The sequence below is a fragment of the Pseudochelatococcus lubricantis genome, from assembly GCF_011762225.1.
Lineage (GTDB): Bacteria > Pseudomonadota > Alphaproteobacteria > Rhizobiales > Beijerinckiaceae > Pseudochelatococcus > Pseudochelatococcus lubricantis.
Window position 1 is genome coordinate 59,803 of the sequence record NZ_JAASQI010000002.1, and the last position, 24,097, is coordinate 83,899.

Genomic DNA, 24,097 nt, shown 5'->3' on the forward strand with positions numbered 1-24,097 from the left:
TCCAAGGGCGGCGACGCGGCCGGAATATCGTCCCGGCCGATCCGTTCGTCCGGCCTGTCCATCCGGCCGTGCCCGATCCTGTCCGCCTCGGACCCGCCGGGCCGTCACATATGGGCGAAGATATCCGTCTCCGGCCAGCCGGCGAGGTCGAGCCGGGCGCGTGTCGGCAGGAAGGCGAAGCAGGCGCGGGCGATGTCGGTCCGCTTCTCCCGCGCCAGCATGGCGTCGAGCTTTTCCTTGAGAGCGTGCAGGTGGAGAACGTCGGAGGCGGCGTAGGTAAGCTGCGCGTCGCTCAGTGTCTCCGCCGCCCAGTCCGACGATTGCTGCTGCTTGGAAATCTCTACGCCGAGCAATTCCCGCAGGTTGTCCTTCAGGCCGTGGCGGTCCGTGTAGGTGCGCACGAGTTTCGAGGCGATCTTGGTGCAGTAGACCGGCTGTGGCATCACGCCGAAGGTGTGGAAAAGTACCGCGAGATCGAAGCGGGCGAAGTGGAAGATCTTGAGGACGTTCTCGTCGGCCAGCAGCCGGATCAGGTTCTCGGGGCGCGGGCCGTCGCGCCGGATCTGCACCACGTCGGCCGATCCGTCTCCGGCCGAAAGCTGCACCACGCAAAGCCGGTCCCGATGGGGATTGAGGCCGAGCGTTTCCGTGTCGACGGCGACCGAATCACCGAAGTCGATTCCGGCGGGCAGATCGCCCGAGTGGAGCCTGATGGTCATGGCAGGACCTCTTGTCTCAAGACATGCGGCAAGCGCGACATGCGGCAGGCGCGGCAGCGGGCCGGAACCGGCGGAACGCCACGCCCGGCTGTCGCGAGCGTCCCATGATACCCAAGTTTCCGACGTACCCAAGCTTCCGGTGCGCCTGCGGGCTTTAACACCCGCATGCCCGATCGACAAGGCCCCTGTTCATGCGGTCTGTATCCACAAGACCCGCCTGTGCGGCGCGGCTCCGTGCCGGAGGTTTTTGCCGGAACCGATTGAACAGCCTGCGGGGCGATGCTATCGATCGGCGCGGAAGACAGCCGGGATCGCCTTCCCGGGCAGGCTGCAACGGAGCCGTTTCGCTTTTCGCCGAAGCGTCCGAACGGCTCGCGGTCATAGCTCTGTCGCGCTTTCGGGCCGGAGAGGCGGCCTCCGCCCCTCCCGAAAGCGTTGTGGCATGCGGAGCGACGATAGCCATGGGTTCGCGTATCGATGGGGTGTATGCCGATTGGCCGAAGGCGCCGGTTCATGCAAACCGGGGCGAAACGGCTGCAGCGCCGCTGCATCGACCTTTCAAGTCGATCCACCGAACGCTCAAGCTGACGTTTTCATTGCCGCTCGTATGTGCGAATGTAATATAAAACGGGCCGGTCACCTGTTTAACCGAAGATAGATACTGGTCAGCGCGGCGATTGATCGATCCTTGCCTGATCTGCAGCGTGTGTGGGGAACATGTCCGATCAACCGTCCATCGAACAACTGCTCACCCGAATCCGCAAGGAAGCGCACGGCTTCGCGATCCCTTCGCAGGGAAATCCGGCCCGCCGCGCGTCGCTGACGCTCGCCACCGCGCCCGTCGACCTCATCGATATCGATGCGAGGCTGGAGGCCATCGAGCGGCGGCTTGAGCGGGATGCGGCCTCGCTGCCCCCGACGATCGCGGAACTGCGAACGGGCCTGCAGGCGCAGGCTTCCGCCATCGCCGCGCAGCGGGACCGCATGGCGGCCATCGACAGGGCAGAGAACGAAATCCGCATCCTGCGCGAGCGGCTGCGGGTTCTCAGCCTTGCGCCATCGGACCGCGACGGGTCCGATGCCCCCGCCGCGCGGGCGACGGAGGGCGAAGGGGCCGAGAGCACATGGGCGGAGGGCCGTTCGCCGCTCGCACCGCGCGACCGGCTGGACCTCTGGCCGCAACTGCTGCTGGAGGAAGGTGACGTCTTCCTTAACAACGCCTACCGGGTGCTGCTCGACCGGGATATCGATCTGCCGGGGCTCGACGGCTACAGACACAAGCTCGCGGAGGGGCGCGGGCGCCTTGAAATCCTGTGCGACATCTCGTCCTCGCCCGAGTTCGTCGCGCGCGGCAAGGATGACCCGACGTTGCGCCGCCAGAGGCGAATCTTTTCCTGGGCGCGGTGGGTAGATCGCGCGCCCTTCCGCTTCCTGTCCCGGCCGCTTTACCGGTTCCTGCGCAGCAACGAGAACGGCATTCTGGCCGTGCAGGCGGCGCGCGTCGCGCTGGCGGCCCGCGGCACCGTCGCGGCGCTGGGCGAGCGGCTTAACGCGGGGAACGGCGGCGGGGACAACGCGGTGGCGACCGATCCGCGCCTCGACGCCTATTACCTGGCATTCGAGAACGCCATGCGCGGGCCGGAGGACGTGATCCGGGCGCGCCACGGCTACTATCTCGACACGCTGGCGGCGGTGAAGTCCGTCTGCGACGGCCCGATTCTCGATCTCGGCTCCGGGCGCGGCGAGTGGCTCGGGCTGCTGCGCGACTGCGGCTACGAGGCGCGCGGCATTGACCTCAGCCCGGCGATGGTCAGCGTCTGCCGCGACAAGGGCCTCGACGTCACCCACAACGACGCGCTGTCGGCGCTGCGCGCCGTGCCGGACAGCAGCCTCTCGGTGGTGAGCGGCTTCCACATCATCGAGCACCTGCCGTTTCCCGTGCTGTTCTCGCTGTTCGAGGAGGCGTTCCGCGTACTGCAGCCGGGCGGACTCGTGCTCTTCGAGACGCCCAATCCCGAGAACGTGTTCGTCGGCAGCTATTCCTTCTATCACGATCCGACGCACCGCCACCCGCTGACGCCCGTCACCATGGGCTTTCTGGCGCGCTACCACGGTTTCGAGACGGTCGACATCGCCCGCCTGCATCCGCACGATCCGGAAACGGCGGTGCGGGAGGAAGGTCCGGTGGCGGATCGTTTCAACGCGCTGTTCTATGGCCCGCAGGACTATGCCATCCTCGCACACAAGCCGCGCGAGGAGTATCCGTCCGTATGAGGTTGATCGTCACCGTCAATGCCACGCCGTTCCTGACCGGTGGGGCCACCTATCATTTCGCGGGACTGGTGGATGCGCTGCAGGCGCGCGGCCATGAGGTGGAGACGCTGCGGTTTCCCTTCACGTTCCATCCCGAGGCCAGCATCGAACGGCTGATGAACTGGTGCGAGACGCTGGACCTGACGGCCCCCAACGGCCAGCATGTCGACAAGGTCATCAGCCTCCAGTTCCCCGGCTATGGCGTGCGGCATCCCCACCACGTCGTCTGGGTGATGCACCAGCACCGCGCGGTGTACGATCTCTACGCGGGGGAGGATGCGTCGCCGGAGGTGCAACGCCTGCACGACCTTATCCACGACTACGACAAGCGTGTGCTGGCGCGCGCGGAGCGGATATTCGCCAACTCGCGCAATGTCAGCACGCGCCTCCTGCGCTACAACGGCATCGCCGCCGAGCCGCTCTACCATCCGCCGCCGCTGGCGGAATTCTACCGCTGCGACGAGGCGCTGGACTACGTCTTCCTGCCGAGCCGCATGGAGGCACTGAAGCGCCAGGATCTGGTGCTGGAGGCGGCGAAGCTTTGGCGTTCGCCCGTCATCTGCGTGCTGGCGGGCCGGGGCGGTCTGCTGGAGCAGAACAGGCAGTTCGTGGCCGAGAACGATTTGGGCGGCAAGGTCGTCATTCTGGAGGATTGTCCGGATGCCGAGAAGCTCGCCCTCTACGCCAATTGCCTCGGGGTGATCTACCCGCCGCGCGACGAGGATTACGGCTATGTCACGCTTGAGGCGCAACTTGCCGCCAAGCCCGTCATCACCTGCGCCGATTCGGGTGGCCCGCTCGAGTTCGTCGCGGACGGGGAGGAGGGCTTCATCGTCGAGCCGACCGCGCAGGGCATCGCCGACGCGGTCGACCGGCTGTGGAGCGACCGCGCCAAGGCGCGGGACATGGGCAGGCTGGGGCTCGCCCGCTATCTGGAACGGGACATTTCCTGGGACACGGTCGTCGGCCGCCTGACCGAGTGACCGCGCAACCCGCAAGGACGCGCAACCTACGACGGATCGAAGATGAAAATCGCGGTGATCGCTCCAAGTCCCGTGCCATTCGCCTTTGGCGGCGCGGAGCGCGTCTGGCTCGGGCTGACGCAGTACTACGCCTATGAGACGAAGCATGTCTGCGAACTGATCAAGGTGCCGACGCTGGAGCGGAACTTCCGCGAGATCGTGAACGGCTACCGCCAGTTCTCCTGTCTGGACCTGTCGCACTTCGACCTCGTCATCTCGGGCAAGTATCCGGCGTGGATGGTTTCGCACCGCAACCACGCGGTGTACATGCTGCACCGGCTGCGCGGCCTCTACGACACCTGGCCGGGCGATCTCGACACCGCGCTGCCCGACGACGCACTGCTCGGCCCGCTGCGGCCGTTGCTCGAAGGCCCGTCGACCTGCCGCAGCCAGCTCTCCGAGATTTTCGGCGAGATCGACCGGCTGTTGGCCGCCGATCCGCCCGCGCACTGGCTGGCGCTGCCCGGGCCGCTCATCCGCGCCGTCGTCCACAAGCTCGACGATATCGGCCTGTCGACCGGCAGCATCAGCCGGCACGTCGCCATATCGCATAACGTGTGCCGGCGGGCGGGCTATTTTCCGCAGGACGCGGAGCCCGAGGTGGCCTACGTGCCGTCCGACCTCGGGCTCGCCATCCTGAAGGAAGACGACGCCGGCACGATCACGGGGCCTGACGGCGCCGCGCCGACATTCTTCACCGCGAGCCGACTCGATCACGCCAAGCGGATTTCGCTCATCATCGATGCGTTTCGCCGGGTGGAGGGGCCCGCGCGCCTCGTCATCGCCGGCGACGGGCCGCAGCGACAGGAACTGACCCTGCGGGCCAAGGGCGACGGCCGCATCAGCTTCGCGGGGCGGCTCTCGGAGCAGGAACTCGCGCGCCACTACCGCACGGCGCTCGCCGTTCCCTTCGTGCCCTACGACGAGGACTACGGCCTCATCACGCTGGAGGCGCTGGCGGCGGGCCGACCGGTCGTCACCGTCAGGGATGCCGGCGGCGTGCTGGAATTCGTCGAGGACGGCGTGACCGGCCTCGTCACCGACACCGACCCGGCGGCGCTCGCCGCCGCTTTCGAGTCGCTGCTCGCCGATCCGGAGCGGGCGCTGCGGATGGGTGCCGCGGGGCGCGAGCGGGTGCGGCCGATTACCTGGCAGAACCTCGGCACGGCGCTCGTGATCCCGTCGCGCAAGCGCCCACGCCGTCGCATCGTCATCGCCAACTCCTACCTGCTGTGGCCCGTGGATACGGGCGGCAAGCGGCGACTGTGGTCGCTGGCGCGGGAGTTCGCGCGCACGGCGGACGTGACGGTTGTCTCCCTCGGCCGCGACGACACGCCGGCAGAGGAGTTTTTCTTTTCGCCGCATTTCCGCGAAGTCCGCATTCCGATCTCGCCGGAACATATCGACGCGGAATGGGCGCTGACGAAAAAACTGGACGAGACGTCAGTCTCCGACATCTCGGCTGCGCTCTACGGCCACCTCACGCCCGCGCTGTCGCGGGAGCTGCGCGGCCGCCTCGCAGGCGCGGACCTCGCCATCGCCTGCCATCCCTATCTCTACCGCTTCATCCGCGAGGCCTGGGAAGGGCCGATCTGGTACGACGCCCACAATGTCGAGACCCTGCTCAAGGACGCCATGCTGCCGAAGACGCCGGCCGGCCGGGCGGTCCTCGCCGAGGTCGCGCAGCTCGAACGCGAATGCGTGGAGGGGGCGGAGCGCATCCTCACCGTCAGCGAGGACGAGAGGGCCGCCTTCCGGGACATGTTCGGCAAGCCGGAAGACCGGATCGTGCTGGCGCCCAACGGCACCGACATTCCGGCGGACCCGCTGCTGGAGCGCGGGCGGCGCGAGGCGCTGAAGGAGAAACTCGGCGTGCACGGGCCGCTGGCGCTCTATGTCGGGAGCTGGCACGCGCCAAATGTCGAGGGCGCGGTCGCGCTCGCCGGCATCGCCCGCGAACGTCCGGAATGGACGTTCTGGTTCGTGGGCAAGATGTGCGCGGCCCCCGAGCTGCGCGCCCGCGACCTGCCGCCGAATGTCGCGCTGCTCGGCCTCGTCGGGGAGGATGTGCTGCAGACGGTTTTCGCCGCCGCCGATGTCGGCATCAATCCGGTGATCGTGGGCGCCGGCACCAACTTCAAGGTCATCGACTACGCCGCCCGCGGCGCGCTCGTGCTCACCACGTCCATCGGCATCCGCGGGCTCGACATGAAGGATGGGGAACACGTGATCGTGGCGGAGCGCGAGCGCATGGCGGAGGCGCTGGCGCACATCGCCGGCCGTGGCATGGGCGCCCATGAAGGCATGATCGCTAACGCTTTCGGCCACGTGCGCGACCACTTCACGTGGGAGACGATCCTGCGCGACGTCGTTGCCTGATTACCGGCGCCTGCTGGGGAAATCGCACCCCCCTCTTGCGTTGGCGGGCGGTTTCCCCGATATAGGGAGCGGGAGGTTGGCGTTGGACGTTCCACTCGCCAACCGGGTCAGGTCCGGAAGGAAGCAGCCCTAACGAGACCGGGCGGGTCTTCGTCCAGCCTCCCACCGCAATTCGCCCGCCGGCTCCTGACTGATTTCGGCGGCGTGCGGCCGGGCCACGCTATGATGCCTGCCGTATTCCTCGCCCGGATGGTGCCGTGACCGCTTCGCCCAACGCCCCCTACCGCGTTCTCGCGCGCAAGTACCGTCCCCGCAGTTTCGGCGACCTGATCGGGCAGGACGCCATGGTCAGAACGCTCTCCAACGCCTTCGAGGCCGGGCGCATTCCGCAGGCGTGGATGCTGACGGGCGTGCGCGGGGTGGGCAAGACGACCACTGCCCGCATCCTGGCGCGCGCGCTCAACTTCGTCCGCGCGGACGGATCGGGCGGGCCGACCGTGCATCTCGACGAATCAGGCGTGCACTGCGACGCCATCATGGAATCGCGCCACGTCGATGTGATGGAAATGGACGCCGCCTCCCACACCGGCATCGACGATGTGCGCCAGATCATCGACGGCATCCGCTATGCGCCGGTCAGCGCGCGCTACAAGGTCTATATCATCGACGAGGTCCACATGCTCTCCGAGAAGGCGTTCAACGCCTTCCTGAAGACGCTGGAGGAACCGCCGCCCCACGCCAAGTTCGTGTTCGCCACCACGGAAATCCGCAAGGTGCCGGTGACCATCCTGTCGCGCTGCCAGCGGTTCGACCTGCGCCGCGTGGAGGCGGCGACGCTGCGGGCGCATCTCGCGCGCATCTGCGCGGCGGAGGACGTCGCTGCCGACGAGGAGGCGCTGGCGCTCATCGCCCGCGCGGCGGAGGGCTCGGTGCGCGATTCGCTCTCGCTGCTGGACCAGGCCATCGCCCACGGCGCGGGCCGCATCGATCTCGCCGAGGTGAAGGCCATGCTGGGCCTCGCCGATCGCGGGCGGGTGATCGATCTGTTCAAGGCGCTGATGCACGGCGATATCGCCACGGCCCTCGCCGAACTCGCCAGCCAGTACGATGCGGGCGCCGATCCGGCCGTGGTGCTCGCCGACCTGGCCGGCTTCACCCATCTTGTCACCCGCCTCAAGCTCGTGCCGGAGGCGGCGAACGACGCCGCGCTGACCGATGTGGAGCGCGTGCGCGGCGCCGACCTCGCCGGCAGGCTTTCGGTGCGGGTACTGTCGCGGACATGGCAGATACTGGTCCGGGGGCTGCCGGAGGTGCAGGCCGCGCCGCAAGCGCTGGCGGCGGCCGAGATGGTACTGGTGCGCCTCGCCTATGCCGCCGACCTGCCCTCGCCGGAGGAGGCGTTGCGCCTGCTGCGCGACAATGGCGCGGGAACCGGAGCGGGTGAACGGCCCGGCGCGGTTTCCGGCGCGGGCAGGGAGGGGGCGCCGTCAGGCGGCGGCCAGCGTCTGGCGCTCGCGACCGTGCGCGCGGAGCCGGTTGCGCTTGCGCGTCCCCAGACGTCTGCCCTGGCTGAAATGGCCGCCCGGCCTGAGGTATCCGCCCGGCCCGGGGAGGCCGCGCGCGAGGAAATCAGGCTCGCCCGCTTCGAGGACGTGGTGGCGCTCGCCGGCGAACATCGCGACGTCGGTCTCAAGGCGGCGCTGGAGCGCGACGTGCGGCTGGTGCGCTACGAGCAGGGCGTGATCGAGGTGGCGCTCGTCCCCGGCGCGAATCCGTCCGTCATCGCCGATCTCGGCAAGCGTCTGCTCGACTGGACGGGGCGGCGCTGGGTGGTGGCGCTCTCGTCGGCTGAAGGCGCGCCCACGCTCGCGGAAGTGGCGCGCGCCCGCGCTCAGGAGCGGCGTGAGGATGCGCGCGCCCATCCGCTGGTGCAGGCGGTGCTTGCCCGCTTTCCGGGCGCGACAATCGTCGGCGTGCGCGACATCGTGCAGGAAGCGGAGACCGACACCCACGCCGACGCGGTCGGGGAGGCGAACGCCGGTCTCGATGACGATGCCGGCCTCGCACCGGATGCGCCCGCGCCCTATATCGACGACTGAGTGACTGACGGACAGGGGAGCACCGTAAACATGCGCGACATCATGGGATTGATGAAACAGGCCCAGGGCCTGCAGCAGAAGATGGCCGACGTGCAGGCCGAGTTCGACGCGATCGAGGTCGAGGGCACTTCCGGCGGCGGCTCGGTCAAAGTCGTCGCCACCGCCAAGGGGCTGGTCAAGACGGTGACCATCGACCCCTCGCTCCTCAACCCCGACGACAAGGAGATCGTCGAGGATCTCGTCGTCGCCGCCCTCAACGACGCGCGGGCCAAGGGCGAGCGGGTGGTGCAGGACCGTATCGCCGATCTGACGAAGGGATTGCCGATCCCGCCCGGCCTGAAGCTGTTCTGAGGTTCGCGGCCGATGGCCTCGCCCGCCGGTCCTGAAATCGAGCGGCTGATCCAGTTGCTGGCGCGCCTGCCGGGGCTCGGCCCCCGCTCCGCGCGCCGGGCCGCGCTGCAACTCGTCAAGCGGCGGGAAACGCTGCTCGCGCCGCTGGCGGAAGCCATGCAGCAGGTCAGCGAGCGGGTGAGGGTGTGCTCGGTCTGCGGCAACGTCGATACGTCCGACCCCTGCGCCATCTGCCGGGACGAGACGCGCGACCCCTCGCTGCTGGTGGTGGTCGCCGACGTTTCCGACCTGTGGGCGCTGGAACGCGCGGGCGCCGTCCGCGCGCGCTATCACGTGCTGGGCGGCGTGATTTCGGCGCTCGACGGCGTGCGCCCGGACGACCTCAACCTCGCCACCCTCCACCAGCGGGCCGCTGATCCTGCAGTGCGGGAAGTTCTGCTGGCGCTCAACGCGACAGTCGACGGCCAGACGACAGCCCACTACATCACCGCGATCCTGGCCGATCTGCCGGTGCGCGTCACGCGGCTCGCCCACGGCGTGCCGATCGGCGGGGAACTGGACTATCTCGACGACGGTACGCTGGCCGCCGCCATCAGGCAGCGCGGGGCGTTCTGACGTCCCGGCACCGGTTCCCGACCGGTGCCGGCGGGGCGGCTCCTACTGCCCGTCGTGCCAGAACGGGGGCGTGTCGACGAAAGCCCTGTAGGTTTTTTCCGCTCTGGCGAGCAGTTCGCTCTCATGCGCCGCATGTTCCTCGCGCAGTTCCTGCTCGGCGTCGGACAGCGCCGCGCGCTCGCGGCTGACGGCGATGTCATTGAGTTCGCCCAGCAGGTCCTGCAGCGTCGACATGGCGGACACTGCCGCCTTGTAGCGCTTGCGCGTTTCCGGCTCGTGGAACAGGCCGGCGAAGAATTCCGCCGCATAGCGCAGCTTCTTCAGCTCGATGCGCACCTCGTGCCGCTCGGGCGGCGTGAGCGTCGCGAGTTCGGCCCCGGCGGCGATGATTTTCCGGCGGCGGCGGTCGAGCTGCTTGCTGGCGAATTTCCACACCGGCTGCTCGCGCCGTTTCCGTGCGGCCTTGTCGGGGCTGCGGGTCCAGGCGCCCGCCTCGACCCACGCCAGGGCGGCGATCACGGCCCGGGTGCAGCGGCGCGAGGCGATGGCCCGTTGGGCACTGTCATAGGCGTGCTCGCGCTGCTTGCCGTAGTTCACGAGCAACTCGGCGAAGGCAGGGGCGCCCGCGTGTTCGGCTTTCGCGGGTTCGAGCACGTTCTCGATATAGACGTCGAGATCGCGCGCCGCGCCGAGGCGGTTGGCGATCCAGCGCAATTCACCGCTGATGAAGATGCGCTGGCCGTCGTCAGCGACCTTGCGGAACACCGAGATCGCCGCCCGCAGCCGCCGCAACGCCACGCGCGCCTGATGCACCGCGCCGGAGACGGGCGCGCGCCGCAGCACCTCCTCGTTGGCGAGGAACTGCTTCAGGCAGGAGCGGGCGATGATCCTGAACGCCTCGCCGGTTGGCGTATCCGGCGCAAGGTCCAGCGACGGCGCCTTGGTGACCGCCGGCTCGCGGCCGGTGATGAGATCGTAGCCGCGGTCGGACTTGGCGATGTAGCCCGGGCGCACGGAGACGATGGCGGCGATTTCCTGCGCCAGCGCGTAGAGATCGGTCGCGTCGCCCCGCTTCAGCTCCAGCTCCACCTCGGCGAAGCGGCGCGCCCTGCGGCCCACCGACACCCGGCCGTGATCGAGCGCGACCTCGATCCCGGACGCGCGATAGTCCAGGGGAACGACCTCGCGGTCGACGTTGATGGTGAAGATCGGCCGGATGGCGGTGCGGCAGCGGTCGTCCGCGATCAGCGTCGCGAGTGCGGTGTCCGCGATGCATGAGAAATCGGGCGCGGTACCGACGACGGGGTGTTCCCATTCATTGCGGTCCATGACCAGCAGGCCGAAATCGCGGGCGCTCTTGACAGTCTGGATGGTCTGTTCGCCGTCGGCGCGCAGGCGCAGCGAGACGCCGGCTCGGTGCAGGTCGTGCTCGGGCGTGTCGAAATAGGTCGACCGCAGACGCTTGTGCACGCCGCGCACCGATTGCAGCCGCAGGAACGCCGGGTGGGTCGACAGCCGCTGCAGCGACGCAGGGCTCAATGCCAGCTTGAGTTCAATTTCCTCGGCCATCGTTCTCCTACCCCCACGACAAGTTCGGCCCTGCCCCGGATGCCGCTTCAACCGAAGTTCCGCTCCGGCTGAAGTCGTCACGCCGGGATACGGCGCGGTGTCCGGACGATCCTGCACGAACATGAAACGAATACAACGGTTCAGATGTTCTGGGCGACGCTCATCCTGAGCAATTACCACGACAGTTTGGTGATCGTGCGATGGACAGGAGTTGTGGCAAAAATGTCGCTTGACAAGCGACAGAATTGACGCAAATAGTGAAGCGTGATGAAAGATATACGTATGACAGTATCATGACATCTGGTTGCGGTTATCCGTTGTTGTACGTAGCCGGTCGTTGCTGCGCGTGAGACAAGCATGAGGAAGGGTATCGTCAAGTACCTGGGTTAGCACATGGGTGCCGGCGCCCGTCTTCCGTATGCACGCCACGGATACAGGGAATATCGCACAGGGCAGGAAACGGTTTGAGCGATTTTTTACACGCAATCAACCGGAGGTATTTATCTTGATGGCTGAACATGACGCTCAAAAAGACAGTTATGTCGCGGAATGGTCTGCGTCCGCAACAATTCCGTCGGTCGCGATGCAGGCCATCTCCGACGCCGCGATCGATATCGCGGACGGGCGTGGGACGAGCCGCTCGACGATCGGCTGGAACAGGCAGCGGGCGCTGGCCGAGCGGATACTGTCAAGAATCTACCTCACCGGCTGGAACGACGCACTGCGCTCGTCCTGAGCAACGGGCCGCGCGCTTTCAACCGGGAGAAACGCCGCCTTTCCGGTCAGCGGCACAGGTCGTCTTTGAAGGGCGGGCGCCAGCGGGGCCCGGCATCCGTCCGCAAGTTCAGAAAATGGAAAGGTCGCTCCCGCCGTCGCGGGGCCGGCACAAATCTCGTGATGGAGTGTTTGACATGAATACGGTGGAAAGTGCCGACCCGACCATAGCGGAAATTACCCGCTCGGTCGTCAAGTCCTATGTTTCGTTCAACAAATTATCTGCCGACGATCTGATCGACGTGGTGCAGGCCGTGCATACCACGCTCGACAGGCTGAGCCAGGGCGCTCCCAAGCCCGAACCCCGCCCCGAGCCCGCGGTTCCCGTCGAGATATCCATCACCGACGACTACATCATCTGTCTGGAAGACGGCAAGAAGTACAAGTCCCTGAAGCGCCATCTGGCAGCACATTACAAGATGACGCCCCAGCAATACCGCGACAAGTGGGGTCTGCCCGCCAATTATCCGATGGTTGCCCCCAACTACTCCGCTACGCGGGCCATGCTCGCCCGCCGCGCAAGCGGCGTGATGGACTGAGTGCAACCATGTCTGCATAAAATATTATACGAACAGTCTGATTCCGTCAGAACGTCCGGCGCTGCAAGGCAAGACACGTGCCGTTAGCGGGAGGGCAATCCGCCTTCCCGAAAAGGCGCGCCGCAGCACTTGGCACGGTTCCGCGAACAGAGCGTCCGGAAGGCGGCCGTCAGGTGTCTTCAGCGACGAAAAAGCCCATTCCTGCAAAAAGCCCATTCCTGACTGTGCGAATCAGGAATGGGCTTTTTTGATATCGGGCGCTTTATGCTTCCGCCGCGCGCCTGGGCGAGCGGCGGAAGCGCGTGGCGGCGCCATGTTCGGGACCGGATCAGGCCTCGACGCGCGGCTTCAGGATCTGGCGACCGCGATAGATACCCGTTTTGAGATCCACGTGGTGCGGGCGGCGCAGCTCGCCCGAGTCCTTGTCCTCGACATAGGTAGGGTTAGCCAGCGCATCGGCGGAACGGCGGTGGCCGCGTTTTGCTGGCGAGGTTTTTCTTTTTGGAACGGCCATAACTCAACTCCGATCAATGGCGATGATCCGGCAATCCGGACACAACCCATCCATGTTCAGATTTCAATGGGATGCGGGCTTTTACAAGATTCCATCCCGTTTGGCCAGCGTTTTTTGACCGTCGCCGCCGCGATCCGTGACAGCCGGGCGGCGGCGGTGGCCGTGCGCCGTCCGTGCCTTATGGAGCGGGCGCTTCGGCTAAAGCGTTTTCAAGCAAAGTGGGTACCGGTTTGCATGAAGAAAGCGCGTAATATCAAAAATTTATAGCATTTCGGCGTTTCAATGAAATATCGAAATGCTATAGGCAGCCCGCATCCTCATTGGGCATGCGCGCGATCACGGCATTGGCGGCGCGGGCGTGGAAGCGGGCTGGGCGCGCGGGGTCGCGCTGGCGCGGATTGGGCAGGGCGGTGGCCAGCAGTGCCGCTTCGCGCCGGGTGAGGTTTCTGGCGCTCTTGCCGAAGTAACGCCGCGCCGCTGCCTCGGCGCCAAAGATGCCCACGCCCCATTCCGCTATGTTGAGATAGTTCTCCATCATCCGCCGCTTCGACCAGATCGCGTCCGCGTAGAGCGCGAGCGGCACTTCCAGCCCCTTGCGCACGTAGGAGCGACCCGGCCACAGCACGAGGTTCTTGACGGTTTGCATGGGAATGGTGGAGGCGCCGCGCGCCGGCCCGTCGTCGCCTGCATCGCCGATCACCTGCCGCAGCGCGCCCCAGTCGACGCCCCCGTGCAGGCAGAAGCGCGAATCTTCCGAGGCGATGACGGCCTGCGGCAGTGCCGGCGCGATGTCGGCGAGCGCGACCCATTCCCGCTCCGCCGGCTGCAGCGTGAGCCAGCGCCCCAGCATCAGCGTGGAGACGGGTGGGACGACGCCGTACAGGAGCAGCAGCAGAAGCGGCACGGCGGCGGTCGCCAGACCGGCGAGGACGAGCCAGCGCAGAACGCGCCGCAGCCTGCCGCCGGTCGCCGCCGGGCGCGTTTTCCGGCGTGGCGTCACTGTTTCCTTCCTCGTCGCGGTCTCCCCCCTTGCCATATCCCTTCCGAAGTCCCTCCTGATGACGGGTTTGCGGACCGTCGTATCGGAACAGGATGACGTTTCCCGGACCGGTCACGCTGTTCCATGCTTTTGTTCGTGCGTCGTCTTTTCCAGGAAGCGGCGCCAGAGACGCGGGAGCGTGCGGCAGACCGGATGTGGACAGGGACGGCCGAAGCTGAGACAAGGAGACGAGGCGGCAAGGAATCGATCCCCGAAGGGAGCCGGACGCCGCCCGGACGGGCGACGGCACCGATGCCCCCACGGGACCAATCATACGCACGCGGGTTGATGTTGTGAAGACAGTGGAAGGCGGGGCCATGGAACACGAAGCGACGCGAATCACGGGCACGGATCTCGATCCCGAGGCGGCCTTCCAGCGTCGGCTGGGCGCCGTTGTCCAGGCGGTCGAGGAGCGGATAGCGGCCCTGCTCGACGATGCGCCGCGCCGGGGCGAGATCGCACGCCCGGCCCGGCTCGTCGCTGCCATGCGCCACGCCATGCTGGGTGGCGGCAAGCGGCTGCGGCCCTTCCTCGTGATCGAGACGGCGGCGCTGTTCGGCGTTCCCTTCGCCCACGCGCTCAACGGTGCCTGCGCGCTGGAACTCGTGCACGGCTATTCGCTGGTGCACGACGACCTGCCTGCCATGGACGACGACGATCTTCGGCGCGGCCGCCCCACCGTCCACAAGGCCTTTGACGAGGCGACCGCCATTCTGGCCGGCGATGCACTTCTGACGCTGGCATTCGATGTCGCGGCCGACGAGAGCAGCCACACGGACCCGGCCGTCCGCGCCGCCTTCGTGCAGGGGCTGGCACGCGCGGCGGGCCTCGGCGGCATGGTCGGCGGGCAGATGATCGACCTCGCGGCGGAGGGTCGCTATGGCGATGTGCTGCTCGACGAGGCGCGCGTCAGGCGTCTGCAGGCTATGAAGACCGGCGCGCTGATCGCCTTCGCGGTCGATGCCGGGGCCCTGTTGGGGCGCGCGCCCCTCGGCGACAGGCAGGCGCTCGGTGCCTACGGGCGGGCGGTGGGGGCGGCGTTCCAGATCGCCGACGACATCCTCGACCGCGAATCGAGCGCGGCCGCCATGGGCAAGCGCACGGACAAGGATGCCGGGAAGGGCAAGGCGACGCTCGTCGGCGTGCTGGGGCTGGAACGCGCCAGGCGCGAGCGTGACACACTGGTGGAGGCCGCGATCGCCGCGCTGGCATCGTTTGGCGCGAAGGCCGATATCCTGCGCTCCGCCGCCCGCTTCACCGCCTCGCGTCAATCGTGAGGCGCCGCCGGGGCGCCCGGTCCGTTACCGCCGCACGGCGGTGATGTAGCTCGGCCTGCGGCCCTCGCGGAAAGCCTTCTGTTCGTAGCGTGTGCTGAGCCATCCCGGCCACGGCTCGCGCCAGTCGTCGGCGCGCTCCGCCTGCCAGATAAAATCAGGCGAGCGGTCCAGCCGCGCCAGCGTCCAGGCGGCATAATCGTCGATGTCGGTTGCGAATCGCAGCAGGCCGCCGGGGCGGATGATGCGCGCGAGCAGCGACAATGTCTCGTCGGAAATAATGCGCCGCTTGCGGTGCCGGCGCTTGGGCCACGGGTCGGGATACAGGATGAACGCCTGCCCGATACTGGCCGCGGGCAGGCGCGCCAGCACCGGGATCGCGTCCGCGTCGTGCAGGCGGACGTTGTCGATGCCCTCGTCCGCGACGCGCCCGAGCAGCTTCGCCATGCCGTTGATGAAGGGTTCGAAGCCGATGATGCCCTTGCCGCGATCCGCCAGCGCCCGGGCGATCAGGTGTTCACCGCCGCCGAAGCCGATTTCGATCCAGACGTCATCCACCGGCCGCCCGAAAAGGCCATTCGGCGTGAGCGGCCCGGCCTCGGGCAGACGCAGGCGCGGCAGCAGGTCGCTGATGAGATCGGCCTGTCGGTCGCGCAGGCGTTTGCCCTTGCGGCGCCCGAAGAAGGCGCCGCGCAGGGAATCGGCTGCCGCATCGGCATCCGCCGGTGCGGACGGCGTGTCCGGAACCGTCATCGCCTGCCGTCAGCCGAGGATCGAGCGCAGCGCGTCCACGAGATCGGTGCGCTCCCACGAGAAGCCGCCATCCGCCTCGGGTGGGCGGCCGAAGTGGCCGTAGGACGAGGTGCGGGCATAGATCGGACGGTTGAGCGACAGATGCTGGCGAATGCCGCGCGGCGACAGGTCGAGCACCTCAAGCAGCGCGCTTTCGAGCTTCGCCTCGTCCACCCGTGCCGTGCCGTGCAGGTCGACATAGAGTGCGAGCGGCTGCGCCACGCCGATGGCATAGGCGATCTGGATAGTGGCGCGGTCCGCCAGATCGGCCGCGACGACGTTCTTCGCCAGATAACGCGCCGCGTAGGCGGCCGAACGGTCGACCTTGGTCGGGTCCTTGCCGGAGAAGGCGCCGCCACCGTGCGGGGCCGCGCCGCCGTAGGTGTCCACGATGATCTTGCGGCCGGTCAGGCCCGCGTCGCCGTCCGGCCCGCCGATGACGAACTTGCCCGTCGGGTTGACGTGCCAGACGGTCTTCGCATCGATCCAGCCTTCGGGCAGCGCCTCGCGCACGTAGGGCTCGACAATGGCGCGCACGTCGTTCGAGTTCAGCGTCGGGTCGAGATGCTGGGTCGACACGACGATCTGCGTCACGCCGACCGGCTTGCCGTTTTCGTAGCGCACCGTCACCTGGCTCTTGGCGTCCGGGCCGAGCGTGCCCGATTCGCCGCTGCGGCGCGCTTCCGACAGGCGCTTCAGGATGCGGTGGGCATAATAGATGGGGGCTGGCATCAGCTCCGGCGTCTCGCGCACGGCGTAGCCGAACATGATCCCCTGGTCACCGGCGCCTTCGTCCTTGTTGCCGGCGGCGTCCACGCCCTGCGCGATATCGCCGGACTGCGCATGCAGCAGAACCTCGATATCCGCGTCGTGCCAGTGGAAGCCCTCCTGCTCGTAGCCGATGTCCTTGATGGCGAGGCGCGCGAGATGAGCGATGTAATCGGCGGTGATCGTCGCGGGGCCGCGCACCTCTCCCGCGATCACAACGCGGTTGGTGGTCGCCAGAGTCTCGCAGGCGACGCGCGCTTCCGGCTCGGCGGCGAGATAGGCATCGACGACGGTGTCGGAAATACGGTCGCACACCTTGTCGGGGTGACCCTCGGAAACCGATTCGCTGGTGAAGACGTAGTTCTGACGCGACACGATCCAATATCCCTGCTGTCAGCGGTTGGTGGACATGGGGCTACCATATCGGGCTACCGGAAGGCCGCGGAAACCGACACACGCGATCACCGGCCCAGGCTCCCTTAAAGACCCTGACTTTTGGCAGTATGTGACGGTTCGGTCAAGACGGGATATCGAACTCGTTCTCTAAAAAGAACGACAGGACACAAAAAAACCACCAGCCTCCTCGGCTAGCGGGGCAGGGTCGGCTGGCAGGCGATGGATTCCACGAGTTCGATGATTCGGCGGCGCACGTTCTGATCCGGTATGCGCAGGAAGGCGCGAATCAGTTGCAGCCCCTCCTCGGTCGAGATGACCTCCGGCATGTAGGGAGCTGTCGCCCGTTCGGTGAAGCCGGGAACCGTCGTCGCCAATTCCTGCAGGCCCTCGAAGAAGAATGCGGCCGGCACGCCTAGCACGGCGCCGATCTGCTGCAGGCGGCTTGCGCTGATGCGGTTCGTGCCTTTCTCGTATTTCTGGACCTGCTGGAAGGTTACCCCGAGCGCGTTGCCGAGCTTTTCCTGGCTGATACCCAGTTCCTGACGGCGTGCCTTGACCCGGCTTCCGACATGTTTGTCGATCTTGTTCGCGGTGGTTGTCACGTGTGCCTCTCGAGGGGGACGCGAAGCGGTACGGCTCGGCATCACCCGGGCCGCGTCCGATGTTGTCTGCCTGTGCCGGGCCTCCCCGGAGAACGCATTTCTGGAAGCGGCGTCGCCACGCGCGAATGCAGACGCCTGCTCGTCTCCCGATGCCGGATGAGATCTGCTATGTCGTATGTGTCGCAATGTACAGCCGTCCTGTTCGACAATTAACACAACACCTCGGCATGCGTCCCGGCCTGTTATGAAAAATGCACATTGTGTTGATAATCTTCCGGAACCCGAAGCGTCGGCGAAGCGGTCACCGCCCCTTTCCGGGCGAAAAACCGGCTATACAAAAGCATATAATGACGCCCCAATAAAGGCCAGCGCCCCATATAGCGTAGAATACGGTATATATCGTTATGTCCAGTGGTTGCGGGAGTTCGGCGTCGATGATGCCGGCAACGCCGAGGGGTAGTTGCGCAGTGGCGCGGCCATAGGGATCAATCACGGCCGAGATACCTGTGTTGGCCGCGCGCACCATGGGCAGGCCCTGCTCGATGGCGCGCAGGCGCGCCTGCGCGAAGTGCTGGTAGGGGCCCGGCGTCATGCCGAACCATGCATCGTTGGTGACGTTGAGCAAGAACCCTGCGCGGCCGGGCGCGGGCAAGGTCGCTTCCTCCGGAAAGATCGCCTCGTAGCAGATGAGCGGGGAAGCCGGCGGCAGGCCCGGCACATTCAGCGCGGCGCGTCCGTTTCCGGCCTCGAAACCGCCGGGGGTGTGCACGAATTGCCGTATACCCACGCGGCGCAGCAGATCGTCGAACGGGAGATACTCGCCGAACGGCACCAGATGCACCTTGTCGTAGGTGGCGAGCGAGCGACCGTCGCTGTCGAATACGCGGATCGAATTGAAGTAGCGGTAGCTCTGCTCGCCGGGCAGTGGCATGTCCGCGCGCGCCGCCCCCGTGATCAGGACGGTGCCGTCAGGCAGCATGCGGGTAATATCGTCGAGCGCCTCGGGTGTGTAGTCGATCAGGAACGGAAACGCCGATTCCGGCCAGATCAGGTGGGTGACGTCGGCGAGCCGCTCGCCGCCCGCGCCCTCCTGTCCGCTGATGGCGGCATAGCGGGCGATCGCGCCCGCGCGGAAAGCGGGGTCGGCGCGTTCCGCCTCGGCGATGTTGGGCTGCATGATGCGCAAGCGGATGTCCGCATGCACGGGCACCGGCCCGGCGGGGATGCGCCACCAGCCGAAGGCCGCCACCAGCGCCAGCACCGCCGCGCCTGCCGCCGGCATCGCGAACCGTGCGGCCTTGCTGCCGGCATCCGCGAGCGTCGCAGGTGCGGTGTGGATGAACAGCACCAGGGCCGTCAGCCAGTGCAGGCCGCCGAGCGCCGCTGCCTGTGCCAGCACGTCGCCCTGCCCGAAAGCCATGCCCCAGGCATTCCACGGAAAGCCGGTGAGAACCGTGGCGCGCAGCCACTCCGACAATGCGAGCGCCGCCGCGAAGAGCGGAACGCGCCGCCAGCCTGAACGCCAGAACCACCCTGCAAGGCCGAAGCCGAAAGCCGGAAACAGCGCAAGCCCCGCCGGCAGGCCGACGACGCCGAGAGGTAGCGCCCAAAGGAATTCGTCGGCATCGACGAGGAAGGCGGAACCGAGCCACCATAGGCCGGCCAGAAAGAAGCCGAAGCCGAACCACCAGCCGAGCGCTGCCGCCGCGCGGGCCCGCCGCCACGGCCCGCCGGCACGCTCCGCTGCCCCGTCCACCAGCCAGACCACGAGCGGGAAGGAGACGAACAGCACCGGCCACAGGCCGAACGGCGGCATGGCGAGCGCACCGAGCGCTCCGCCTGTGAAAGACAGCGCCGCGCGCCATCGTGTCGATACGCCGCGCACGCGGGCGGCAAGCCACGCCGGTCCGAATCCTGCCGGCCCGGACTTCGCCTGGTCCCGTGGCGGGGATCGGCGCGCTTCAGGGATGGTCAAGTTCAAGCATCCGGTGGCACGTCGGACCCGGCATGTCGCTGCTGGCCACCGTTGCCTTCCGGTGCGACGACAGGCGGCAGCTTGCCCTCGTGCCGGTCGCTGCGGGTAAGGTCGAAGACGGCGGCCGGCTCATGGTCCCGCCGCGCGGTAAGCGCCGCGTCGCCGTCCGCCGCGGTTCGGCCCTCGATCGACAGACGCAGGCGCTTGAGACGGCGGGAATCAGCGTCCAGAATATCGAACACGAGGCCGTAGGGGCCGGGGATGCGCTCGCCCACGTCCGGCACCCGCCCGGCCAGCGTCACGATGAGGCCGCCGATGGTGTCGACCTCCTCCGCCACCTCGATGGCGTCGAGGTCGATGCCGATGGCCCGCGACACCTCGTCCAGATCGGCGCGCGCGTCGATGATGAAGACGCCGGGGCCCGCTTCCGTGATCTCGGGGGCCTCCTCCTCGTCGTGCTCGTCCTCGATGTCGCCGACGATCATCTCCATGATGTCTTCCATCGAGACGAGCCCGTCTGTGCCGCCGTATTCGTCGATGACGAGCGCCATGTGGGTGCGGGTCGCCTGCATCTTCACCAGCAGGTCCATGACCGGCATGGAGGGCGGCACGTAGAGCACCGGCCGCAGGATGGCCGCGGCGGAAAGCGGCGCCGTCAGATCGACCACGAGCCTGTCCGGTGTCGCTTCCTCGCCGGCGGGCGCGGCGGCGCCGATGCCGATCTCGGCGATGTAGTCGAGGAAATCGCGAATGTGCACCATGCCGCGCGGATCGTCGAGCGATTCGCCGTAGACCGGGAGGCGTGAGTGTCCCGCGTCGCGGAACGCGCGGATGACTTCCGCGAGTGTGATGTCGGCCTGGATCGCGATGACGTCGGCGCGCGGCACCATGGCGTCGACGACACGCAATCCGCTGACATCGAGAACATTCTGCAGCAGGGAGCGTTCCTGCGGGGTGAAGTCGCTTGCCGCCGAGTCTTCCTCCAGCGCCTCCTCCAGCGTCTCACGCACGGAAGTGTCGTTGCGCAGGCCAAGGCCGGTCAGGAGCCGGTCGATCCAACTGTCGCCCTCGCGACCAGCTTCGCGACCCGGATCGCGATTTGGCCCCGGTTCCTCGGATCGTGACGGCGAACTTCGATCGTCGCTCATGGTATTTTCAGGTCTCCAGTTCCAGAGCGTCTTCCGATCGGATGGCTCCATCCGATCGATGAGGGTTCGCTCATAACAAATCAAGGTCGGCATAGGGATCGGCTATGCCAAGGTCCGCAAGCGCGGCGATCTCCAGCGCTTCCATTTCCTCCGCCTCCGCGTCGGTCTCGTGGTCGAAGCCGAGCAGGTGGAGCGTGCCGTGTATGATGAGATGCGTCGTATGGTCGGCGAGCGTCTTGTTGTCGTCTTGCGCCTCGCGCGCTACCGTCTCAAAGGCGAGCACGATGTCCCCTATATGGGGAGCGTCCGCCAGTTCATCGGGATCTGCGGCGGGAAAGGACAGCACATTCGTGGGCTTGTCGAGGCCGCGCCACTGCGCATTGAGCTGGCGCACCGCCTCGTCGTCGGCCAGGGCGACGCTCAATTCCGCCCCCTCGCGCAGGGGCACGCCGGCTCTCGCCAGCGCCGCGCCGACGGCGCGTTGCGCCAGCGCGGCCACCCGTTCCTTTGTCGGCGCCAGCACCGACCATGCCTTCGACTGCACCACCACGTCAACCGACACGGCGCCTGTCGTGCCACTCACCATGCTGAGGAGTCCCCGCGCTTGATCGCCTGCGTCCCGGCCAGGCGCGCACTTTCTTCATCATACGCATGCACGATACGTCTGACCAGCGGATGACGCACGACGTCCACGTCGCGGAACCGGACGTGGCCGATGCCCTCCACGCCCTCAAGCACCCGCACCGCCTCCACGAGGCCGGACTTCTGCCCCGGCGGCAGGTCGATCTGCGACGGGTCGCCGGTGATGATCATGCGCGATCCCTCGCCGAGGCGCGTCAGAAACATCTTCATCTGCATGGAAGTCGTGTTCTGCGCCTCGTCGAGCAGCACCACCGCGTTGGTGAGCGTGCGCCCGCGCATGAAGGCGAGCGGCGCGATCTCGATGACGCCGGTTGCGAGGCCGCGCTCCACGTGGCGGGCCTCCATGAAGTCGTAAAGCGCGTCGTAAACCGGGCGCAGGTAGGGATCGACCTTCTCCTTCACGTCGCCGGGCAGGAAGCCGAGCCGCTCGCCCGCCTCCACGGCCGGGCGCGACAGCACCAGCCGCTCCACGACGCCCTGTTCCATGAGCTGCACCGCGTGGCCAACCGCAAGCCAGGTCTTGCCGGTGCCGGCCGGTCCCTCCGCGAAGACCATCTCGTGGCGGCGCAGCACGCGCAGATAGGCGTCCTGCGTCACGTTGCGCGCCTTCACGGAGCCGCGCTTGCGGGTCGTGATCTGCTCGAAGGTGGCGCGGCCGGGCGCGGCGCGCTCGGCGGGCCGGAAATCGTCGCTCACGGGAAACAGCGAGCCCTGCAGTGTGCTTTCCTCGATGGCGCCGTCGACCTCGCCCGTGGTGATGGTCGTGCCCTCGCGCACCTGCTCGTAAAGGCTTTCCAGCACGTGGCGGGCCTGCTCGGCCACCGTGGGCGGCCCCTTGATGACGACATGGTTGCCGTTGGCGGTGATCTGCAGTCCGAGCTTGCGCTCGATATGGGCGAGATTCTGATCGTAGAGGCCGAATACGAGGCTCGCGAGACGGTTATCGTCGAAAGTCAGCGAGAGGTCGGTGTCCGGGGCTTGTTCTGCATTCATCAGCGATGATCGTATCTTTTCGGGAAATGGGGGCGGGAGAGTATGGCGTCCTCGTTGCGGGCGTTGCTGCAGTCCGTTGGCTCTCACGCGCATGTCTCCCTGGTGGTCAGGCTGGATCGCTCATGATGAAACACTCATGTCGGAACGCTCACTCAATTCCTCAACGCTCATGCGGCATTCGCGCCCACTGCGCGGACGGTGGTTCCGCTCGCGCCCGCTTGGCCGGCGCGGCGGCCGAACAGGCTGTTCGGGCCGGTCTCCGTGATCTCGACGGCCACGATATCGCCGATCGCAACCTCGCCGTCGTCGAACTGGACCGCCTGCAGATAAGGCGACTTGCCCGCCATCTGGCCCGCGTGGCGACCCTTGCGCTCCACCAGCACGTCGAACGTCCGGCCGACTGCCGCGCGGTTGAATTTCTGCCGGTCCTCCTCCAGCGCGTCCTGCAGGGCGGCGAGGCGCGCGCTTTTCACGTCCTCCGGCACCTGTTCGGCCATTTCGGCGGCCGGCGTGCCGGGGCGGGGGCTATACTTGAACGAGAAGGCGCTCGCGAAACCCGTTTCTCGCACCAGCCGCAACGTGTCCTCGAAATCCGCGTCCGTCTCGCCGGGGAAGCCGATAATGAAGTCCGACGAGAGGGCGATGTCGGGGCGCGCCGCGCGCGTGCGGTCGATGATGCGCCGGTAGTCGTCGCGCGTGTGCCTGCGGTTCATGCCGGCCAGGATGCGGTCGGAACCCGACTGCACCGGCAAGTGCAGGTAGGGCATCAGCGCCTGCAGGTCGCGGTGGGCGGCGATCAGGTCGTCGTCCATGTCGCGCGGGTGGCTCGTGGTGTAGCGCAGCCGCGCGATTCCCGGCACATCGGCGAGGCGGTGCAGGAGCCGCCCGAGCGACCACGTCCGCCCGTCCGGCCCCTCGCCGTGATAGGCGTTGACGTTCTGCCCGATGACCGTGAACTCGCGCACGCCCGCCGCGGCGAGCCGCTCCGCCTCCGCGAGGATCTTGGCGGCGGGGCGTGAGATTTCCGCGCCGCGCGTGTAGGGCACCACGCAGAAGGTGCAGAACTTGTCGCAGCCTTCCTGGATGGTCAGGAACGCCGAGACGCCGCGCGCGCGGATTTTCTGGGGCGAGGGCGCGGGCAGGTGGTCGAACTTGTCCTCGACCGGGAATTCCGTATCCACCACGCGCTCGCGCTTCGCCTTAGCCAGCAGCGCGGGCAGGTTGTGGTAGCTCTGCGGGCCGACGACGAGATCGACCGCGGGCGCACGACGAAGGATCTCGCCGCCCTCCGCCTGCGCCACGCAGCCGGCGACGACGATGGTGGGCGCGCGCCCCTCGGCCGCCGTCCGCTCGTCCTTCATGACGCGCAGGCGGCCGAGTTCGGAATAGACCTTCTCGGCAGCTTTCTCACGGATGTGGCATGTGTTGAGGACGATGAGGTCGGCGTCTTCGGCGCTGTTCGTCTCGATGAAGCCTTCGGGTGCGAGCACGTCCGCCATGCGTTCGGCATCGTACGCGTTCATCTGGCAGCCGTAGGATTTGACGTATACTTTTTTCTTCACGTTCCAGCTTTG

At 67.2% G+C, this 24,097-nt stretch carries 21 protein-coding genes and 1 other RNA gene; 10 read left to right on the plus strand and 12 right to left on the minus strand.

From position 1 onward, the window contains the following. Nucleotides 1–104: 104 nt before the first annotated feature. Nucleotides 105–719 (minus strand): ribonuclease D, encoded by a 615-nt coding sequence (locus FHS82_RS04065; protein ID WP_166949098.1) that lies wholly within the window; start codon nt 717–719, stop codon nt 105–107. A gap of 717 nt (nt 720–1,436) precedes the next feature. Here FHS82_RS04065 and FHS82_RS04070 point away from each other — a divergent pair. The 7 genes from FHS82_RS04070 to recR all read left to right on the plus strand — a co-directional run bounded on the left by FHS82_RS04070 (nt 1,437) and on the right by recR (nt 9,498). Next, complete coding sequence (locus FHS82_RS04070) at nt 1,437–2,993, plus strand: methyltransferase domain-containing protein (RefSeq protein ID WP_166949100.1); 1,557 nt, start codon at nt 1,437–1,439, stop codon at nt 2,991–2,993. Next, entirely contained in the window at nt 2,990–4,015 is a 1,026-nt protein-coding gene (locus FHS82_RS04075) for a glycosyltransferase family 4 protein (RefSeq protein WP_166949102.1), read from the plus strand. Before FHS82_RS04070 ends, FHS82_RS04075 begins: the two co-directional genes overlap by 4 nt. A gap of 42 nt (nt 4,016–4,057) precedes the next feature. Continuing rightward, nucleotides 4,058–6,433 carry a glycosyltransferase family 4 protein gene (locus FHS82_RS04080; RefSeq protein ID WP_166949104.1) on the plus strand — a complete coding sequence of 792 codons (2,376 nt, stop codon included), beginning with the start codon at nt 4,058–4,060 and terminating at the stop codon, nt 6,431–6,433. A gap of 70 nt (nt 6,434–6,503) precedes the next feature. Continuing rightward, nucleotides 6,504–6,600: signal recognition particle sRNA small type (gene ffs, locus FHS82_RS04085), an RNA gene on the plus strand. A gap of 90 nt (nt 6,601–6,690) precedes the next feature. Further along, nucleotides 6,691–8,532 carry a DNA polymerase III subunit gamma/tau gene (locus tag FHS82_RS04090; protein WP_343042499.1) on the plus strand — a complete coding sequence of 614 codons (1,842 nt, stop codon included), beginning with the start codon at nt 6,691–6,693 and terminating at the stop codon, nt 8,530–8,532. Nucleotides 8,533–8,562: 30 nt separating this feature from the next. Then, a complete protein-coding gene (locus tag FHS82_RS04095) occupies nt 8,563–8,883 on the plus strand; it encodes a YbaB/EbfC family nucleoid-associated protein (RefSeq protein WP_166949106.1) in 321 nt (106 codons plus the stop codon). A 12-nt stretch (nt 8,884–8,895) separates the two neighbouring features. Further along, nucleotides 8,896–9,498, plus strand: a complete 603-nt coding sequence (recR, locus tag FHS82_RS04100) for a recombination mediator RecR (RefSeq protein WP_166949108.1) — start codon at nt 8,896–8,898, stop codon at nt 9,496–9,498. Nucleotides 9,499–9,540: 42 nt separating this feature from the next. Here the strand turns inward: recR and FHS82_RS04105 are convergent, their stop codons facing one another. Next, nucleotides 9,541–11,067 (minus strand): CYTH and CHAD domain-containing protein, encoded by a 1,527-nt coding sequence (locus tag FHS82_RS04105; protein ID WP_166949110.1) that lies wholly within the window; start codon nt 11,065–11,067, stop codon nt 9,541–9,543. A gap of 508 nt (nt 11,068–11,575) precedes the next feature. Between FHS82_RS04105 and FHS82_RS04110 the strand changes: the two genes are divergently transcribed. After that, nucleotides 11,576–11,803 carry a hypothetical protein gene (locus FHS82_RS04110; protein ID WP_166949112.1) on the plus strand — a complete coding sequence of 76 codons (228 nt, stop codon included), beginning with the start codon at nt 11,576–11,578 and terminating at the stop codon, nt 11,801–11,803. Nucleotides 11,804–11,978: 175 nt separating this feature from the next. After that, nucleotides 11,979–12,380 carry a Ros/MucR family transcriptional regulator gene (locus tag FHS82_RS04115; RefSeq protein ID WP_166949114.1) on the plus strand — a complete coding sequence of 134 codons (402 nt, stop codon included), beginning with the start codon at nt 11,979–11,981 and terminating at the stop codon, nt 12,378–12,380. 328 nt (nt 12,381–12,708) lie between these two features. On the opposite strand, the gene rpmF is transcribed toward FHS82_RS04115, so the two are convergent. Both rpmF and mtgA read right to left on the minus strand, forming a co-directional pair. Further along, nucleotides 12,709–12,894 (minus strand): 50S ribosomal protein L32, encoded by a 186-nt coding sequence (gene rpmF / locus FHS82_RS04120; RefSeq protein WP_166949116.1) that lies wholly within the window; start codon nt 12,892–12,894, stop codon nt 12,709–12,711. 298 nt (nt 12,895–13,192) lie between these two features. Next, complete coding sequence (gene mtgA, locus FHS82_RS04125) at nt 13,193–13,930, minus strand: monofunctional biosynthetic peptidoglycan transglycosylase (protein WP_166949118.1); 738 nt, start codon at nt 13,928–13,930, stop codon at nt 13,193–13,195. Nucleotides 13,931–14,250: 320 nt separating this feature from the next. On the opposite strand from mtgA, the gene FHS82_RS04130 reads away from it, so the two are divergent. Further along, complete coding sequence (locus tag FHS82_RS04130) at nt 14,251–15,210, plus strand: polyprenyl synthetase family protein (protein ID WP_166949120.1); 960 nt, start codon at nt 14,251–14,253, stop codon at nt 15,208–15,210. 24 nt (nt 15,211–15,234) lie between these two features. Here FHS82_RS04130 and trmB read toward each other — a convergent pair whose 3' ends face one another. The 8 genes from trmB to miaB form a co-directional block, all read right to left on the minus strand. Further along, nucleotides 15,235–15,960: a tRNA (guanine(46)-N(7))-methyltransferase TrmB gene (gene trmB / locus FHS82_RS04135; RefSeq protein ID WP_166949123.1), complete on the minus strand. Its 726-nt coding sequence runs from the start codon at nt 15,958–15,960 to the stop codon at nt 15,235–15,237. Nucleotides 15,961–15,969: 9 nt separating this feature from the next. Next, a complete protein-coding gene (gene metK, locus FHS82_RS04140; protein ID WP_166949125.1) occupies nt 15,970–17,142 on the minus strand; it encodes a methionine adenosyltransferase in 1,173 nt (390 codons plus the stop codon). Nucleotides 17,143–17,354: 212 nt separating this feature from the next. Then, the gene (locus FHS82_RS04145) at nt 17,355–17,807 is read right to left on the minus strand and encodes a helix-turn-helix domain-containing protein (protein WP_166949127.1); all 453 of its coding nucleotides are present in this window, start codon (nt 17,805–17,807) and stop codon (nt 17,355–17,357) included. 259 nt (nt 17,808–18,066) lie between these two features. Then, nucleotides 18,067–19,740 carry an apolipoprotein N-acyltransferase gene (lnt, locus tag FHS82_RS04150; RefSeq protein ID WP_246225069.1) on the minus strand — a complete coding sequence of 558 codons (1,674 nt, stop codon included), beginning with the start codon at nt 19,738–19,740 and terminating at the stop codon, nt 18,067–18,069. A 2-nt stretch (nt 19,741–19,742) separates the two neighbouring features. Then, on the minus strand, nt 19,743–20,888 hold the full coding sequence (locus FHS82_RS04155) for a CBS domain-containing protein (protein ID WP_166949129.1): 1,146 nt from the start codon (nt 20,886–20,888) through the stop codon (nt 19,743–19,745). 70 nt (nt 20,889–20,958) lie between these two features. Beyond that, nucleotides 20,959–21,474 (minus strand): rRNA maturation RNase YbeY, encoded by a 516-nt coding sequence (gene ybeY, locus FHS82_RS04160; RefSeq protein ID WP_166949131.1) that lies wholly within the window; start codon nt 21,472–21,474, stop codon nt 20,959–20,961. Further along, nucleotides 21,468–22,523, minus strand: coding sequence for a PhoH family protein (locus tag FHS82_RS04165; protein ID WP_166949133.1), 1,056 nt, complete (start codon nt 22,521–22,523; stop codon nt 21,468–21,470). The genes ybeY and FHS82_RS04165 overlap by 7 nt, the downstream gene beginning before the upstream one ends. 167 nt (nt 22,524–22,690) lie before the next feature. Further along, entirely contained in the window at nt 22,691–24,085 is a 1,395-nt protein-coding gene (gene miaB, locus FHS82_RS04170) for a tRNA (N6-isopentenyl adenosine(37)-C2)-methylthiotransferase MiaB (RefSeq protein ID WP_343042501.1), read from the minus strand. Nucleotides 24,086–24,097: the final 12 nt, after the last annotated feature.